The following is a 13,888-nucleotide window of genomic DNA, read 5'->3' as shown; positions in this document are numbered from 1 at the left end:
GATTCTGTATGAAGCGACCCTTGCGGCGGGAATTCATGTTCCAGCTCGTTGAAACTTCTCGGCTGCTGCGGACTTATGTTGACCAGCGAGCCCGCCAGCACGGGACGACGCGCGCGCAATGGGGCGTGATGTCCCGTTTGCGGCGGCAGGAGGGGCTGAACCAGGCGGCGCTGGCCGAGCAGATGGATCTGCAGCCGATTTCGCTCGCAAGGCTGCTTGACCGGCTGCAGGGGCAGAACCTGATCGAGCGTCGCGAGGATCCGGCCGACCGGCGCGCCTATCGGCTCTATCTGACCCGGGAAGGCCGGGCGCTGGTCGACGACCTCGACGAGGTGCGCACCGCGATCGCTCAGGAGGTGCTCGGCGGCGTCGATGAGGGGTCGATCCTTTCCGCACTGGAGACGCTGGCCACGATCCGCGAGCAGACCCGCGCCCAGCGCGAGGACATGATGCGGATGTCGGCTTCCGCCGGCCAGACCGCCTGAACGAGTGGAGAGAACATGAAGCGTTCAGGTTTTGTCACAGGGCTGATGCTCGTCGCGCTTGCGGGCGCGGGCGTCTGGTATTGGCGCTCGCATGGCTCTCAAGACGTGCAGGCGGCGCGCGGGCGAGGGGGCGACGCGCCGGTCGCGATCATCTCCGCCGCTGCGGTCCAGGCCGATTTCCCGGTGCGCAAGCGCGCCATCGGCTTCGTCGAGACCCCGGCGAGCGTCCTCATCCGCTCGCGCATCGACAGCCAGATCATGCAGCAGCACGTCACCGACGGACAGTTCGTCAAGACCGGCGATCTGCTCTTCACCCTCGACGATCGCGACATCAAGGCTCAGATCGCCAAGGATGAGGCGATGCTGGCGCGCGACGAGGCGACCCATACGCGCAACCTCGCCGATCTCGATCGCTACAAGCAGCTCTTCTCCCGCAACGCCGGCACGCAGGCGCAGGTCGACCAGGCAACCGCTGACGAGCGCAGCTCGGCCGCCAACATCCAGGGTGATCACGCCACCCTTGACGCGGACCGGCTGAAGCTGAGCTACACGCGGATCACGGCGCCCATCGACGGCCGCATCGGCGCCGTCCAGGTCACGCCGGGCAATCTCGTCAACGCCGGCAGCAACAACGCCGGCACGGGCCTGTTGACCATCACCCAGATGAGGCCGCTGCGCGTGTCCTTCGCCATGCCGGAGCATGAGCTGCCGACGCTGCAGGCTGCGCTTGCGGCCGCCAAACCCATAGCGGTGACGGCCCGCGTGCCCAATACCGGCCGTCCCCCCGCGCAAGGCAAGCTCAACTTCGTCGATTCGACCGTCGACATGACATCGGGGACGATCACGGCCAAGGCAGCCTTCGCGAATGACGACCTCAGCCTCTGGCCCGGCCAATATGTCGATGTCGAGATCATCCCCGAGACGCTGATGGGTGTCACGGTGATCCCGACGGTCGCGGTCCAGACCGGGCAGAAGGGCCCCTACGCCTTCGTCATGAAGCCGGATTCGACGGTCGATCTGCGGCAGATCAAGATCGCGCTGAGCGACGGCGACAAGACAGCGGTGACCGAGGGGATCGCCCCGGGCGAGCGGGTCGTCATTGATGGCCAGATGCGGCTGAATCAGGGCACGCGGGTGCGCGAGCGCGCCGCGACCAGCGAGAAGCCGCCAGCGAGTACGCCGGTGGCCGAGGGCGCGCGCTCATGAACATGTCCTCCTTCTGCATCAAACACCCCGTTGCCACCATCCTGATGTCGGTCTCGCTGGTGCTGGCGGGGCTGTTCGCCTGGCGCTTCCTGCCGGTCGCGGCGCTGCCGCGGGCCGAGTTTCCGGTCATCAACGTCTCGGCGCAGCTGCCCGGTGCCTCGCCGGACACCATGGCGACTTCGATTGCTACGCCGCTGGTCAAGCAGTTCGGCACCATCGCCGGCATCGACACGATTTCGACGACGAACTCGCAGGGCTCGACCTCGATCGCCATCCAGTTCGTGCTGAACCGCAACATCGACGCTGCCGCCGCCGATGTGCAGGCAGCAATCACCCGCACCCTCAGGCAATTGCCGATCGAGATGACGACGCCGCCGAGCTATCGCAAGGTGAATCCGGCCGACGCGCCGATCATCCTGATGGCGCTGAAGAGCGATGTCGTGCCGCTCTCGCAGCTCGACGCCTTCGCGCAACAGGTCATCTCGCCGGCGTTGTCCACCGTCGAGGGCGTTGCCCAGGTGCTGATCTGGGGCAGCCAGAAATACGCGGTGCGCATCCAGATCGACCCGACCGCTCTGGCCGCGCGCGGCATCGGCCTCGACGAGCTGCAACTCGCAATCACGGCCACCAATGCCAACACACCGGTCGGCACTATCCAGAACACGGCGCAGCAACTCACCATCCAGGCGCAGACCCAGCTCGCCAACGCGGCCCAGTTCTCCAACGTCATCATCGCGACGCGCTCCGGCAAGCCGGTCAGACTTGGTGACGTCGCCAAGGTGATCGATTCGGTCGAAAACACCCAGACCCGCAGCACCTATGATGGCACGCCCGCAATCGTGCTGGCGGTACAGCGCCAGCCCGACGCCAACACCGTCGAAGTCGTCGATCGCGTCAAGGCGATGATCCCGACCTTCCAGGAGCAGCTGCCGGCCGCCGCCGCGCTCTCCCTGCTCAATGACCGCTCGACCTCGATCCGCCAGGCGGTGGAGGATGTGCAGCTCACGCTGCTGCTCACCATCGCCCTGGTGGTCATGGTGATCTTCGTCTTCCTGCGCCGGATCGCCGCGACCTTCATCCCGGCGGTCGCAGTGCCGATCTCGATCATCGCGACGCTGGCGGCGATGTATCTGCTCAACTTCTCGATCGACAACATCTCGCTGCTGGGCCTGACGCTCTCCGTCGGCCTGGTGGTCGACGACGCCATCGTCATGCTGGAGAACATCGTCCGGCACATGGAGGAGGACGGGCTCTCAGCCTATGAGGCCTCGCTGAAGGGTGCCGGCGAGATCGGCTTCACCATCGTCTCGATCTCACTCTCGCTGGTCGCGGTCTTCATTCCGGTGCTGCTCATGGGTGGCGTCATCGGCCGCATCTTCAACGAGTTCGCCGTGGTGGTGACGGTCTCGATCCTCGCCTCCGCCTTCGTCTCGCTGACACTGACCCCGATGCTGTGCTCGCGCCTGCTTTCGGGCTACTCAGAGCACCATCAGGAGAACGCGCTCGGCCGCTGGCTGGAAAAGGGCTTCGATGCGGTGCTGGCCGGTTATGATCGTGGGCTGAAATTCTGCCTGCGCTTCCAGCCGCTGATGCTGCTCGCCTTCTTCCTGACCATGGCCGGCACAGTCTGGCTGCTGCAGACGACGCCGAAAGGCTTCTTCCCGCAGGAGGATATCGGCCAGCTCCAGGTCTCGACCGAAGCCCGGCAGGACATCTCCTTCGATGCGATGCTGAAGCTGCAGTCCACGGTTGCCGACATCTTCCGCAAGTCGCCCTATGTCGCGCATGTCGCCTCGTCGGTCGGCGGCAATGGCGGTGGTGGCAGTGCGCTGAACTCCGGGCGTCTCTTCGTCGAGCTGAAGCCGCTGGACGAGCGCCCGAAGCTGCAAGAGGTGCTCGCCTCGCTGCGGCGCGACCTTGCCCAGGTGGCGGGCATCAACACCTACATGATCCCGGTCCAGAACCTGAACATTGGCGCGCGCTCCTCGAAGAGCCAGTACCAGCTCGTCGTTCAGGGGCTCGACCAGGCGCTGATGAATGACTGGGCTCTGCGTCTCGCCGATGCGATGAGCCGCGATCGTGGGACCTTCGCCGACGTCACCACCGATCTCCAGAACAACGCTCTGCAGGCGACGCTCACGATTGACCGCGACAAGGCCAATGCGCTGGGCATCGGTGCCGATATCCTGCGGTCAACCCTCTATTCCGGCTTCGGCGTCCGGCAGGTCTCGACGATCTACACCACCGGCGACAACTACAATGTCGTTGTCGAATTCAATCCCAACGAGCACTGGACGCCCGAGCACTTGAACGCCATACGGGTGCGCGCCAAGAACGGCACGCTTGTCCCGCTTGGCGCCATCGCTCGGGTCGAGCGCACGGCGGGCCCGCTCACGGTCAACCAGCTCGGCCAGCTCCCGGCGGTGACGATCTCCTACAATCTGCCGGCCGGCGTGGCGCTTGGCGACAGCGTCAATCGCATCAACACGCTCAAGGAGCAGATCGGCTTGCCGAAGTCGCTCTCGACCACGCTCGCCGGCACCGCCAAGACCTTCCAGGATTCACTGGCGAACCAGGGGTTGCTGATCGCAGGCGCCATCCTGACGATCTACATCGTGCTTGGCATCCTCTACGAGAGCTTCATCCATCCGCTGACGATCCTCACCGGCCTGCCTTCGGCCGCGGTCGGCGCGCTCGGGGCGCTCAGGCTCTTCGACATGGACCTCTCGGTCATCGCGATCATTGGCCTGCTGATGCTGATCGGCATCGTCAAGAAGAACGCGATCATGATGATCGACGTCGCCCTCGTGCTGCGGCGCGAAGGGGCCTCGGCGCAGGAAGCGATCCACCGGGCTTGCCTCATGCGTTTCCGGCCGATCCTGATGACGACGCTGGCCGCGTTGATGGGCACGCTGCCGATCGCATTGGGCGCCGGCGCGAGCGCGGAACTCCGCCAGCCGCTCGGCATCGCGGTGGTCGGCGGCCTGATGATCTCGCAGGTGCTGACGCTGTTCATCACGCCTGTCCTGTTCCTCTACATGGACAGGCTCTCGGAAGGGCTGACCCGGCTGGTCTTCGGCAAGCAGGAGCCGGAACACGCCACGCATCCGGCGGAGTGAGTTTTCAAGCGGACCGCGCCGTCATTCCGGGGCATTGCGTAGCAATGAGCCCGGAACCCAGAACCGATGCCTTAACTGGAAGGGCGCGCTGCGACGTCGGAGCCTTTCCCAAGAGCGGTATCGGTTCTGGGTTCCGGGCTCGACCCTGCGGGTCGCCCCGGAATGACGGCGTGTTTCGCTGCGCGCTCAGGCCGCGTCGAGGCCGTAAAGCGAGTGCAGCGTGCGGACCGCGAGCTCGGTATAGACGGCGTCAATTAGCACCGAGAACTTGATCTCGGAGGTGGTGATGGCGCGGATGTTGATACCCTTCTCGGCGAGCGCCCGGAAGGCGCGGGCGGCGACGCCGGCGTGGGAGCGCATGCCGACGCCGATCGCCGAGATCTTCACGACGTCGGTGGCGCCCTGGATTTCCTGATAGGCGATCACGTCGTGCTTGCTCTCGAGCAGCGTCTTGGCGCGCTCATAATCGGCCGTCGGCACGGTGAAGGTGATGTCGGTCGTCGCCTGGTCGTCCGAGACGACCTGGATGATCATGTCGACATTGATGTTGGCATCGGCGAGCGGGCCGAAGATCGCCGCGGCGACGCCGGGCTTGTCGGCCACGCGCCGGAGCGTGATCTGGGCTTCGTCCCGGGAGAAGGCGATGCCGGTGACGATCTGCTGTTCCACGATGTCTTCCTCGTCGCAGATGAGGGTGCCAGGGTTGGGATTTTCGGGGTCGTCGAAGGAGGAACGCACATAGGTCGGCACGCGATGCACCATCGCGATCTCGACCGAGCGCACCTGCAGCACCTTCGAGCCGAGCGAGGCCATCTCGAGCATTTCCTCGAAGGAGACCTTGTCCATGCGCTTCGCCTTCGGGACGATGCGCGGGTCGGTGGTGTAGACGCCGTCGACGTCGGTGTAGATGTCGCAGCGATCGGCCTTGAGGCCGGCGGCAAGCGCCACCGCACTGGTGTCCGAGCCGCCGCGGCCGAGCGTGACGATGCGGTGCGTGCGCGGGTTGACGCCCTGGAAGCCGGAGCAGACGGCGATCTCGCGATTGCGGTCGAAGCCGGCGAGGATGCCGGCGCCGTCGACACCTTCGATCCGGGCCGAAGCATGCGCGTCCGAGCCGTAGAGCGGGATCTGCCAGCCCTGCCAGGAGCGGGCCGGCATTCCCATCTCCTGCAGCACGATCGCCATCAGGCCGGAGGTCACTTGCTCGCCCGAGGCCACGACGGTGTCGTACTCGGCATGGTCGTGGAACGGCGCGGCTTCCTTGCACCAGGCGACGAGCTCGTTGGTCTTGCCCGACATCGCCGAGACGACGACCGCGACCTCGTTGCCCGCCTCGAACTCGCGTTTGACGTGACGGGCCGCGTTCTTGATGCGCTCGACAGTGGCGACAGAGGTGCCGCCGAATTTCATCACCAGACGGGCCATGACGGTGTTCGGGCTCTCGATAGCTGTCCCCGGCCGAAGAGGCCGGGTCGAAACGTCGCCCTCGCGCCGGGCGCGGGGCGGGTGTAGATGACGGGCAGCAGGCGCGGTGTCAATGCGGCATCGCATAAACGAAGGACGGGTTCATGGCGGCAGCGGCTGAGCGGACAGGCTCGACGATCGATCCGGCCGAGGTCGCACGCTTCGATGCGATTGCGCGCGACTGGTGGGATCCGAAGGGACCCATGGCCGTCCTGCACAAGTTCAATCCGGTGCGCCTCGCCTATATCCGCGACGAAGCCTGCGCGCATTTCGGGCGCGATCCCAGGCAGATGCGGGCGCTTGCCGGCCTGAGCCTCGTCGATATCGGCTGCGGCGGCGGCGTGCTGTCGGAGCCGCTGGCTCGGCTCGGCGCCGACGTCACCGGGCTCGACCCGGCGCCGACCAACATCGCCGTCGCGCGCGCCCATGCCGAGAAGGGCGGCCTGGCCATCGACTATCGCGAGGAGACGATCGAGGCGGTCGTCGCCTCCGGCCAGCGCTTCGACATGGTGCTGGCGATGGAGGTCGTTGAGCACGTCGCCGATGTCGAGGCCTTCGTCGCGGCCTGCTGCGCGGCGGTGAAGCCCGATGGCCTGCTTGTCATGGCGACGATCAATCGCACGCTGAAATCCTATGCGCTCGCCATCGTCGGTGCCGAATATGTGCTGCGCTGGCTGCCGAAGGGCACGCATGACTGGGAGAAGTTCGTGACGCCGGCCGAACTCGGCGGCGCCATCGAAGGCAACGGCTTCGCGATCGGGACGCAGACTGGCGTGGTCTTCAATCCGCTGACCGGCCGCTGGAGCGCCTCCCGCGACATGGACGTGAACTACATGCTCGCCGCCAGCCGGAACGGCCAAGCCTGACGTTCAGCCTTCCGGCTCGGCCAGCGCTGCGCTTGCCGCCGCGATCCGGTGCAGGAGATCGGCCGGAAGGATCGCTGCGACGCGCGCCTGCGCCGCCTGCCAGGCCGGCAGCGCAGCCTGAAGGCGCCGGCTGCCTTCCTCCGTCAGCCAGACGGCGCGGCGACGCAAATCCTTCTCGACCGTCGCGATCTCGATCAGCCCGTCGCGTTCCAACGCCCGCAGATTCCGCGAGAGCGTCGAGGGATCGAGCCCTGCCCGCGCGGCGAGCGCCGCCATGCGGTCGTCCTCGCTCGTCGCGATCAGAGCCATCAGCCCGATCTGGGCGAGGCTGAGTCCGCTCCCCTTCAGCGCATCGTCAAAGAGTTGCGTGAGCTGCCTGGCGGCCTGCCGCATGGTCAGCCCGGCACAGCTCGCAGCGAGCCTGCGAACCTCTTCCCGGAAATCGTCACGTCGTCGCATGGTGACTCGCAAATTACATGCAGATACAATAATTGCATATACATGTAATTCGCTGCGAGGGCTTGCGATGCCTGCCGACATTCTGAGCCGTATCGGTGGCACCACCTTGCTGCCGTTGCGCTGGATCACTCCCGAAAATGGGGCCCGCATCCTTCTGAAGCTCGAAAGCGAGAACCCGACCGGCTCCATGAAGGACCGTATGGCACTCGCTATGATCGAGGCGGCTGAAGCTGACGGGCGGCTTCGACCGGGCGGCAGCGTCGTCGAATATACCGGCGGGAGCACGGGCGTTTCGCTCGCCCAGGTGTGCGCGGTGAAGGGTTATCGGCTGCAGATCGTGACCTCGGATGCCTTCGCCCGCGAAAAGCTCACCCATATGCGCCTGCTCGGCGCCGAATTGACGATCATTTCGAGTGAGTCGGGTCGTATGACCGAGAAGCTGACGCGGGACATGATCGAGGCGGCGCGGGTCATCGCGGCCGAGACCGGAGCCTTCTGGACCGACCAGATGCGCAACACCGACCAACTCGCCGCCTATGACAGGTTCGCCGGCGAAATCTGGGAGCAGACCGGCGGTCGGATCGACGGCTTCGTCCAGAGCGTCGGCACGGCCGCCTCGCTGCGCGGGACCGGGGAGGCTCTGCGTCGCCTCGCGCCGTCCATCGCGCTTGTCGCGGTCGAACCGGCGGAATCGGCGGTGCTTTCGGGTGGGCCGACCGGCGCCCACAAGATCGACGGCGTCGGGGCGGGCTATGTCGTGCCGCTCTGGCGGGCCGATCTCGTCGATGCGATCGAGGCGGTCTCTACAGACGAGGCGAGGGCAATGGCCTTGCGGCTGGCGCGGGAGGAGGGGCTGTTTGCGGGAACCTCAACCGGCGGCAACATCGTCGCGGCGCTGCGCCTGGCCGAGCGGCTCGGGCCGGGCGCGACGATCGTCTCCGTCATGTGCGACACCGGCATGAAGTACTTGAACAGCTTCGCTTCGGCGCTGCCGGATTGAGCCTACGGCCTGAACACCGCAGCGACGACAAGCAGGAATAGGCCCGACGCGAGCGCGATGGCTGCCCGCAGAGCATTGGGATCGATGCGCGTCGGGACCCCGAAGCGATGCCACAGCCAGGCGCCGGCAAAGCCGCCGACAAGGATCAGCCCGGCGTTGAGCAGGGTGCCGAAGCCGCCATTTCCGAGCAGCAAGTCGGAAATCCAGCCGAACAGCAGCGCGGTGAGAACGATCATCATCACGATGAGGATGATGGACAGCAGCGGCAGATCAGGCAGGCCGACCATCATCAGCAGACTGCGCATGGATTCCTCTCCTGGCCGCGCCGAAATCGAAGATCGCCTGGAAGGGTGAAGAAAGCGCAAGCGCCCCGACAGACCGGCGTCGGGAGAAAATTTTGCGCCGCGGCGTGATTCCTTAGATTAATGGCGCAGCGCAGCATATGGTGCATGATCGGCATCCACATCCGCTGGACCCGCCTAGGCTCGGTTACGGACGGATGAGAGCAGGGAGGACGACCATGTCGCAATCGCAGGCCGCCGTGAAGCCGCTCAAGGATCTCTACGAGCTCGACGAATTGCCGCCGCTCGGCCATGTCCCGGAGAGGATGTACGCCTGGGCCATTCGGCGCGAACGCCACGGGCCGCCGCAGGACAGCTTCCAGGTCGAGGTCGTGCCGACCTGGACGATCGGCGAAGAGGAGGTGCTCCTCCTCGTGATGGCGGGCGGCGTCAACTACAACGGCATCTGGGCCGGCCTCGGCCAGCCGATCTCGCCTTTCGACGTCCATAAGGCGCCCTTCCACGTCGCCGGCTCCGATTGCGCCGGCATCGTCTGGGCCGTCGGCGCCAAGGTGAAGCGCTGGAAGGTCGGCGACGAGGTCATCGTCCACTGCAACCAGGACGACGGTGACGACGAGGAGTGCAATGGCGGCGACCCGATGTTCTCGCCCAGCCAGCGTATCTGGGGCTACGAGACGCCGGACGGCTCCTTCGCCCAGTTCTGCCGGGTGCAGTCGCGCCAGCTCATGCAGAAGCCGCGGCACCTCGCCTGGGAGGAGGCCGCCTGTTACACGCTGACGCTGGCGACGGCCTATCGCATGCTGTTCGGCCATGCTCCGCACACCATCAAGCCCGGCGACAACGTCCTCGTCTGGGGCGCCTCGGGCGGCCTCGGCGTCTTCGGCGTGCAGCTCTGCGCGGCCTCGGGCGCCAACGCGATCGGCGTGATCTCCGATGAGACCAAGCGCGACTATGTGCTGGGGCTGGGCGCCAAGGGCGTCATCAACCGCAAGGAATTCAACTGCTGGGGCCAGATGCCCAAGGTCAACTCGCCCGAATATGCCGAATGGACCAAGGAGGCGCGCAAGTTCGGCAAGGCGATCTGGGACATCACCGGCAAGAAGGATGTCGACATCGTCTTCGAGCATCCGGGCGAGGCGACCTTCCCGGTCTCCTGCCTGGTCGCCAAGCGCGGCGGCATGGTGGTGTTCTGCGCCGGCACCTCCGGCTTCAACATCACCTTCGATGCCCGCTATGTCTGGATGCGGCAGAAGCGTGTCCAGGGCTCGCATTTCGCTCATCTCAAACAGGCCAGCGCCGCCAATCAGTTCGTGCTCGACCGGCGCATCGACCCCTGCATGTCCGAGGTCTTCCCCTGGGACAAGATCCCGCTCGCCCACCACAAGATGTGGAAGAACGAGCACGCGCCGGGCAACATGTCAGTGCTGGTCTACGCTCCGCGCACGGGCTTGCGCACCTATGAGGATGTCGCCGAGGCGCTGGGCGGGTAGCCGGCAGAATCCGGTTGCAAAACGAGGGCAGTTTCCCTAGGGACTGATTGCAAATCAAGATCAGTCAGGAGGAAGCCATGTCGCTGACGCTCTTTGCCCACCCGTTCTCGTCCTACTGCCAGAAGGTGCTGACGGCGCTCTACGAGAACGCCACGCCCTTCACCTATCGCATGCTCGGCCCGGAGGATCCCGAGGCCGGGGCCGAATGGGCCGCGCTATGGCCGATGAAGCGGATGCCGGTTCTGGTCGATGACGGGCGGCCGGTCTTTGAGTCGAGCGTCATCATCGAGTATCTCGGGCTGTTCCATCCTGGGCCGGTGCGGCTGCTGCCGGCCGACCCGAAGGCGGCGCTCGAAACCCGCACCATGGATCGCTTCTTCGACAATTACGTCATGACGCCGATGCAGAAGATCGTGCTCGATCATCTGCGGCCGGCCGGCGAGCGCGATCCTTATGGTGTGGCGCAGGCGCGCGAACAGCTCGACAACGCCTATCGCTTGCTCGACCGGACGATGGCGGAGCGCGAATGGGCTTGTGGCGAGGCTTTCACCCTGGCCGATTGCGCGGCGGCACCGTCACTGTTCTATGCCGACTGGGTCCATGGGATCGACGCAGCTTTCGGCCATGTCCGCGCCTATCGCGCGCGGCTCCTGGCCCGGCCCGCTTTCGCACGCGCGGTCGATGAAGCGCGGCCCTACCGCAAGCTCTTCCCACCGGGGGCTCCCGATCGCGACTGACAGGCGGTTCGGGCATGCCATGGCCGCGTTGACGGCCTGTCGCAGGCGGTGAAACCGGGCTAGAGACGGCCGTTTCCGAGTGCCTTGCGGGTCCCCATGCCGCCCCTGCTTCTACGCGCTATGCCGCTGGTCTTCACCTTCCTGTGGTCCACGGGCTGGGTGGTCGCCGGCTACTCGGCGCGTTACGCCGACGCCCTGACCTTTCTCGTCGTCCGCTTCGCCAGCGCCGCGGCCGTCCTGACGGCGATCGCGCTCGTGACGAGCGCGCCCTGGCCGCGCGGGCGCCGCGCCGTGCTGGACATAGCCATCACCGGCATCCTGCTGCACGGCGTCTATCTCGCCGGCGTCTGGTGGGCGGTGCGCCACGGCCTGCCGGCCGCCATTTCCGGGCTGATCGCGGGATTGCAGCCGATCCTGACGGCGCTGTTTGCGCCGGTCCTGGTCGGAGAGCGGATTTCCGGCATCCGCTGGCTCGGCATCGCCTGCGGTTTCCTTGGCATCGCGCTGGTGCTGCAGCCGCAGCTCGCCGGAGTCGAGCCGGCCGCTCTCTGGGGCGTGCTCGCGCCGATGCTGATCAATATCGGCGGCATGTTCGCGGTGACCTTCGGCTCCTTCTATCAGAAGGCGCGGATCGTCTCCGGCGATCTGCGCACGATGACCGCGATCCAGTACATCGCGGCGGCGCTGTTCGTGCTGCCCTTCGCCTTCGCGTTCGAGCCGATGCGGATCGAATGGAACCTCACAATGGTGCTGGTTCTCTCTTGGTCGGTGATCGTGCTCTCGATCGGCAGCATCTGGCTCTATCTGTTCATGATCCGCCGCGGCGAGGTCTCGCGCATCGCGACATTCCTCTATCTCGTGCCGGCGCTGGTCGCGGTCGAGGCCTGGATGCTCTTCGGCGAGACGCTGACGCCGCTGCAGATCGGCGGCATGGCGGTCACGGTCCTCGGGGTGGCGCTCGCCAGCCGGAAATAGGCCCGCGCCCAATCCCGGCTCCTCCGCAAAAAGGAGGATTTCGGTTTCGGCGAAACTCCTCTTATGCTGCGTCGCAACAAAGGGAGGCTGAAACCATGAGCGCCAATACCGCCGCCAAGCCAGAGAATCGGGCCAATGCGGTCGAGCTGATCGCCGCTGCGCTGCCAGGCTTCGAGGCGCTGTTCGAGGATGCGGTCGCCGCAGTGCGGCAGAAGGTGCTCGTCGACGGCCGGATTTCGTCGGCGCGGCTCGAAGCGGAGCAGCACGCTGCCCATGGCCTGTCCTGGCTCGCGACCTACGTCACGGCGCTGCGCGAACTCAAGGCCTATGGCGAGCGCCTGCAGGCGGAGGGGCGCTACGGCGCGGTCGAGGATTATGCGCTGCGGATCGGTGCCGGCGAATACGCCGCCCAGATCTTCGGTGGCATCCCGATGAGCCAGGGCGAGATCGTCCGTCTGCCGGCGCTCGGCCTCTCGCCGAAGGTTGTTTCGGCCGCCCGCTCGGATGCGGCCGAGGCGCTGATCGCTGAGGGCAATACGCCGGAGAACCGCGCCCGTTTCGTTGCCCTGTTCAGCCAAAGCGACGGTTCCGCCAGCGTCGGCGATCCCGGGCTCGACGAGACGCTGGAGGCGATCCGCTCCGAGATGCGCCGCTTCTGCGCCGCGGAGGTCACGCCCCATGCCCATGAATGGCATCTCGCCAACGCGTACATCCCACTGCCGGTCGTCGAGCAGATGGCCGAGCTCGGCGTGTTCGGTCTGACCATCCCCGAGGAGTTCGGCGGCATGGGGCTGTCGAAGGTCTCGATGTGCGTCGTCTCGGAAGAATTGTCGCGCGGCTATATCGGCGTCGGCTCGCTCGGCACTCGCTCGGAGATCGCGGCCGAACTCATCCTCTGCGGTGGCACATCGGAGCAAAAGGAGAAGTGGCTGCCGAAGATCGCTTCCGGCGAGGTTCTTCCCACTGCGGTCTTCACCGAGCCGAATACCGGCTCCGATCTCGCTTCGCTGCGCACCAAGGCGGTGCAGGAAGGCGAGGGGAACGACGCCGTCTGGAAAGTCTACGGAAACAAGACCTGGATCACCCATCCCGTCCGCGCCGACATCATGACGCTGCTCGTCCGCACCGATCCGTCGGAGCCCGGCTACAAGGGCCTCTCGATGCTGATCGCCGAGAAGCCGCGCGGTACCGACGAAGATCCGTTCCCCGTCGCGGGCCTCACCGGCGGCGAGATCGAGGTGCTCGGCTATCGCGGCATGAAGGAATACGAGCTCGCCTTCGACGGTTTCGCGGTGAAGGCTGAGAACCTGCTCGGCGGGGTGCCGGGGCAGGGCTTCAAGCAGCTCATGCAGACCTTCGAGGCGGCGCGCATCCAGACCGCGGCCCGTGCCATCGGCGTGGCGCAGTCGGCTTTCGACCTCGGGCTGCGTTACGCCCAGGAACGCATACAGTTCGGCAAGCCGCTGATTGCCTTCCCGCGCGTCGCCGACAAGCTCGCGATGATGGCGGCCGAGATCCTGATCGCGCGCCAGCTCACCTATTTCGCCGCCCGCGAGAAGGATGCCGAGCGGCGCTGCGATCTCGAGGCCGGCATGGCCAAGCTGCTCGGCGCCCGCGTCGCCTGGGCGGCGGCCGACAACGCGCTCCAGATCCATGGCGGCAACGGTTTCGCGCTGGAATACCCGGTCAGCCGTGTGCTCTGCGACGCCCGCATCCTCAACATCTTCGAGGGGGCCGCCGAGATCCAGGCGCAGGTGATCGCGCGTCGGCTGGTGGAGGGGTAGT

General features: G+C 66.1%; 12 protein-coding genes. 9 read left to right on the top strand and 3 right to left on the bottom strand.

What is annotated here, in order from left to right:
* The first annotated feature begins 128 nt into the window (after positions 1-128).
* The 3 genes from FQV39_RS08940 to FQV39_RS08930 are packed head-to-tail and all read left to right on the top strand — an operon-like array spanning position 129 to position 4,810.
* Entirely contained in the window at positions 129-485 is a 357-nt protein-coding gene (locus tag FQV39_RS08940; RefSeq protein ID WP_472840629.1) for a MarR family winged helix-turn-helix transcriptional regulator, read from the top strand.
* A gap of 15 nt (positions 486-500) precedes the next feature.
* Positions 501-1,691 (top strand): efflux RND transporter periplasmic adaptor subunit, encoded by a 1,191-nt coding sequence (locus FQV39_RS08935; protein ID WP_149129973.1) that lies wholly within the window; start codon positions 501-503, stop codon positions 1,689-1,691.
* On the top strand, positions 1,688-4,810 hold the full coding sequence (locus FQV39_RS08930) for an efflux RND transporter permease subunit (RefSeq protein ID WP_149129972.1): 3,123 nt from the start codon (positions 1,688-1,690) through the stop codon (positions 4,808-4,810). Before FQV39_RS08935 ends, FQV39_RS08930 begins: the two co-directional genes overlap by 4 nt.
* A gap of 186 nt (positions 4,811-4,996) precedes the next feature.
* On the opposite strand, the gene FQV39_RS08925 is transcribed toward FQV39_RS08930, so the two are convergent.
* Positions 4,997-6,235: an aspartate kinase gene (locus FQV39_RS08925; protein ID WP_149129971.1), complete on the bottom strand. Its 1,239-nt coding sequence runs from the start codon at positions 6,233-6,235 to the stop codon at positions 4,997-4,999.
* Between the two features lie 143 nt (positions 6,236-6,378).
* On the opposite strand from FQV39_RS08925, the gene ubiG reads away from it, so the two are divergent.
* A complete protein-coding gene (gene ubiG / locus FQV39_RS08920) occupies positions 6,379-7,140 on the top strand; it encodes a bifunctional 2-polyprenyl-6-hydroxyphenol methylase/3-demethylubiquinol 3-O-methyltransferase UbiG (protein ID WP_149129970.1) in 762 nt (253 codons plus the stop codon).
* Between the two features lie 3 nt (positions 7,141-7,143).
* Here the strand turns inward: ubiG and FQV39_RS08915 are convergent, their stop codons facing one another.
* Entirely contained in the window at positions 7,144-7,599 is a 456-nt protein-coding gene (locus FQV39_RS08915) for a MarR family winged helix-turn-helix transcriptional regulator (RefSeq protein WP_187640222.1), read from the bottom strand.
* 67 nt (positions 7,600-7,666) lie between these two features.
* Between FQV39_RS08915 and FQV39_RS08910 the strand changes: the two genes are divergently transcribed.
* Positions 7,667-8,599 carry a PLP-dependent cysteine synthase family protein gene (locus FQV39_RS08910; RefSeq protein WP_149129968.1) on the top strand — a complete coding sequence of 311 codons (933 nt, stop codon included), beginning with the start codon at positions 7,667-7,669 and terminating at the stop codon, positions 8,597-8,599.
* A 2-nt stretch (positions 8,600-8,601) separates the two neighbouring features.
* Here the strand turns inward: FQV39_RS08910 and FQV39_RS08905 are convergent, their stop codons facing one another.
* A complete protein-coding gene (locus FQV39_RS08905) occupies positions 8,602-8,904 on the bottom strand; it encodes a hypothetical protein (protein WP_149129967.1) in 303 nt (100 codons plus the stop codon).
* A 215-nt stretch (positions 8,905-9,119) separates the two neighbouring features.
* Between FQV39_RS08905 and ccrA the strand changes: the two genes are divergently transcribed.
* The 4 genes from ccrA to FQV39_RS08885 all read left to right on the top strand — a co-directional run bounded on the left by ccrA (position 9,120) and on the right by FQV39_RS08885 (position 13,887).
* On the top strand, positions 9,120-10,391 hold the full coding sequence (gene ccrA, locus FQV39_RS08900) for a crotonyl-CoA carboxylase/reductase (RefSeq protein WP_149129966.1): 1,272 nt from the start codon (positions 9,120-9,122) through the stop codon (positions 10,389-10,391).
* A gap of 77 nt (positions 10,392-10,468) precedes the next feature.
* Entirely contained in the window at positions 10,469-11,128 is a 660-nt protein-coding gene (locus FQV39_RS08895; RefSeq protein ID WP_149129965.1) for a glutathione S-transferase family protein, read from the top strand.
* A gap of 96 nt (positions 11,129-11,224) precedes the next feature.
* A complete protein-coding gene (locus FQV39_RS08890; protein WP_149129964.1) occupies positions 11,225-12,103 on the top strand; it encodes a DMT family transporter in 879 nt (292 codons plus the stop codon).
* 95 nt (positions 12,104-12,198) lie between these two features.
* Positions 12,199-13,887, top strand: coding sequence for an acyl-CoA dehydrogenase family protein (locus FQV39_RS08885; RefSeq protein WP_149129963.1), 1,689 nt, complete (start codon positions 12,199-12,201; stop codon positions 13,885-13,887).
* Position 13,888 lies beyond the last annotated feature (1 nt).

The organism is Bosea sp. F3-2 (genome assembly GCF_008253865.1).
Lineage (GTDB): Bacteria > Pseudomonadota > Alphaproteobacteria > Rhizobiales > Beijerinckiaceae > Allobosea.
This window is presented reverse-complemented; position numbering and strand designations above follow the sequence as displayed.

Excerpts from the sequence above, each read along its gene's own strand:
- FQV39_RS08940 (WP_472840629.1), top strand. The coding sequence starts at position 129 with ATGTCCCGTTTGCGGCGGCAGGAGGGGCTGAACCAGGCGGCGCTGGCC.
- FQV39_RS08935 (WP_149129973.1), top strand. The coding sequence starts at position 501 with ATGAAGCGTTCAGGTTTTGTCACAGGGCTGATGCTCGTCGCGCTTGCG.
- FQV39_RS08930 (WP_149129972.1), top strand. The coding sequence starts at position 1,688 with ATGAACATGTCCTCCTTCTGCATCAAACACCCCGTTGCCACCATCCTG.
- FQV39_RS08925 (WP_149129971.1), bottom strand. The coding sequence starts at position 6,235 with ATGGCCCGTCTGGTGATGAAATTCGGCGGCACCTCTGTCGCCACTGTC.
- ubiG (WP_149129970.1), top strand. The coding sequence starts at position 6,379 with ATGGCGGCAGCGGCTGAGCGGACAGGCTCGACGATCGATCCGGCCGAG.
- FQV39_RS08915 (WP_187640222.1), bottom strand. The coding sequence starts at position 7,599 with ATGCGACGACGTGACGATTTCCGGGAAGAGGTTCGCAGGCTCGCTGCG.
- FQV39_RS08910 (WP_149129968.1), top strand. The coding sequence starts at position 7,667 with ATGCCTGCCGACATTCTGAGCCGTATCGGTGGCACCACCTTGCTGCCG.
- FQV39_RS08905 (WP_149129967.1), bottom strand. The coding sequence starts at position 8,904 with ATGCGCAGTCTGCTGATGATGGTCGGCCTGCCTGATCTGCCGCTGCTG.
- ccrA (WP_149129966.1), top strand. The coding sequence starts at position 9,120 with ATGTCGCAATCGCAGGCCGCCGTGAAGCCGCTCAAGGATCTCTACGAG.
- FQV39_RS08895 (WP_149129965.1), top strand. The coding sequence starts at position 10,469 with ATGTCGCTGACGCTCTTTGCCCACCCGTTCTCGTCCTACTGCCAGAAG.
- FQV39_RS08890 (WP_149129964.1), top strand. The coding sequence starts at position 11,225 with ATGCCGCCCCTGCTTCTACGCGCTATGCCGCTGGTCTTCACCTTCCTG.
- FQV39_RS08885 (WP_149129963.1), top strand. The coding sequence starts at position 12,199 with ATGAGCGCCAATACCGCCGCCAAGCCAGAGAATCGGGCCAATGCGGTC.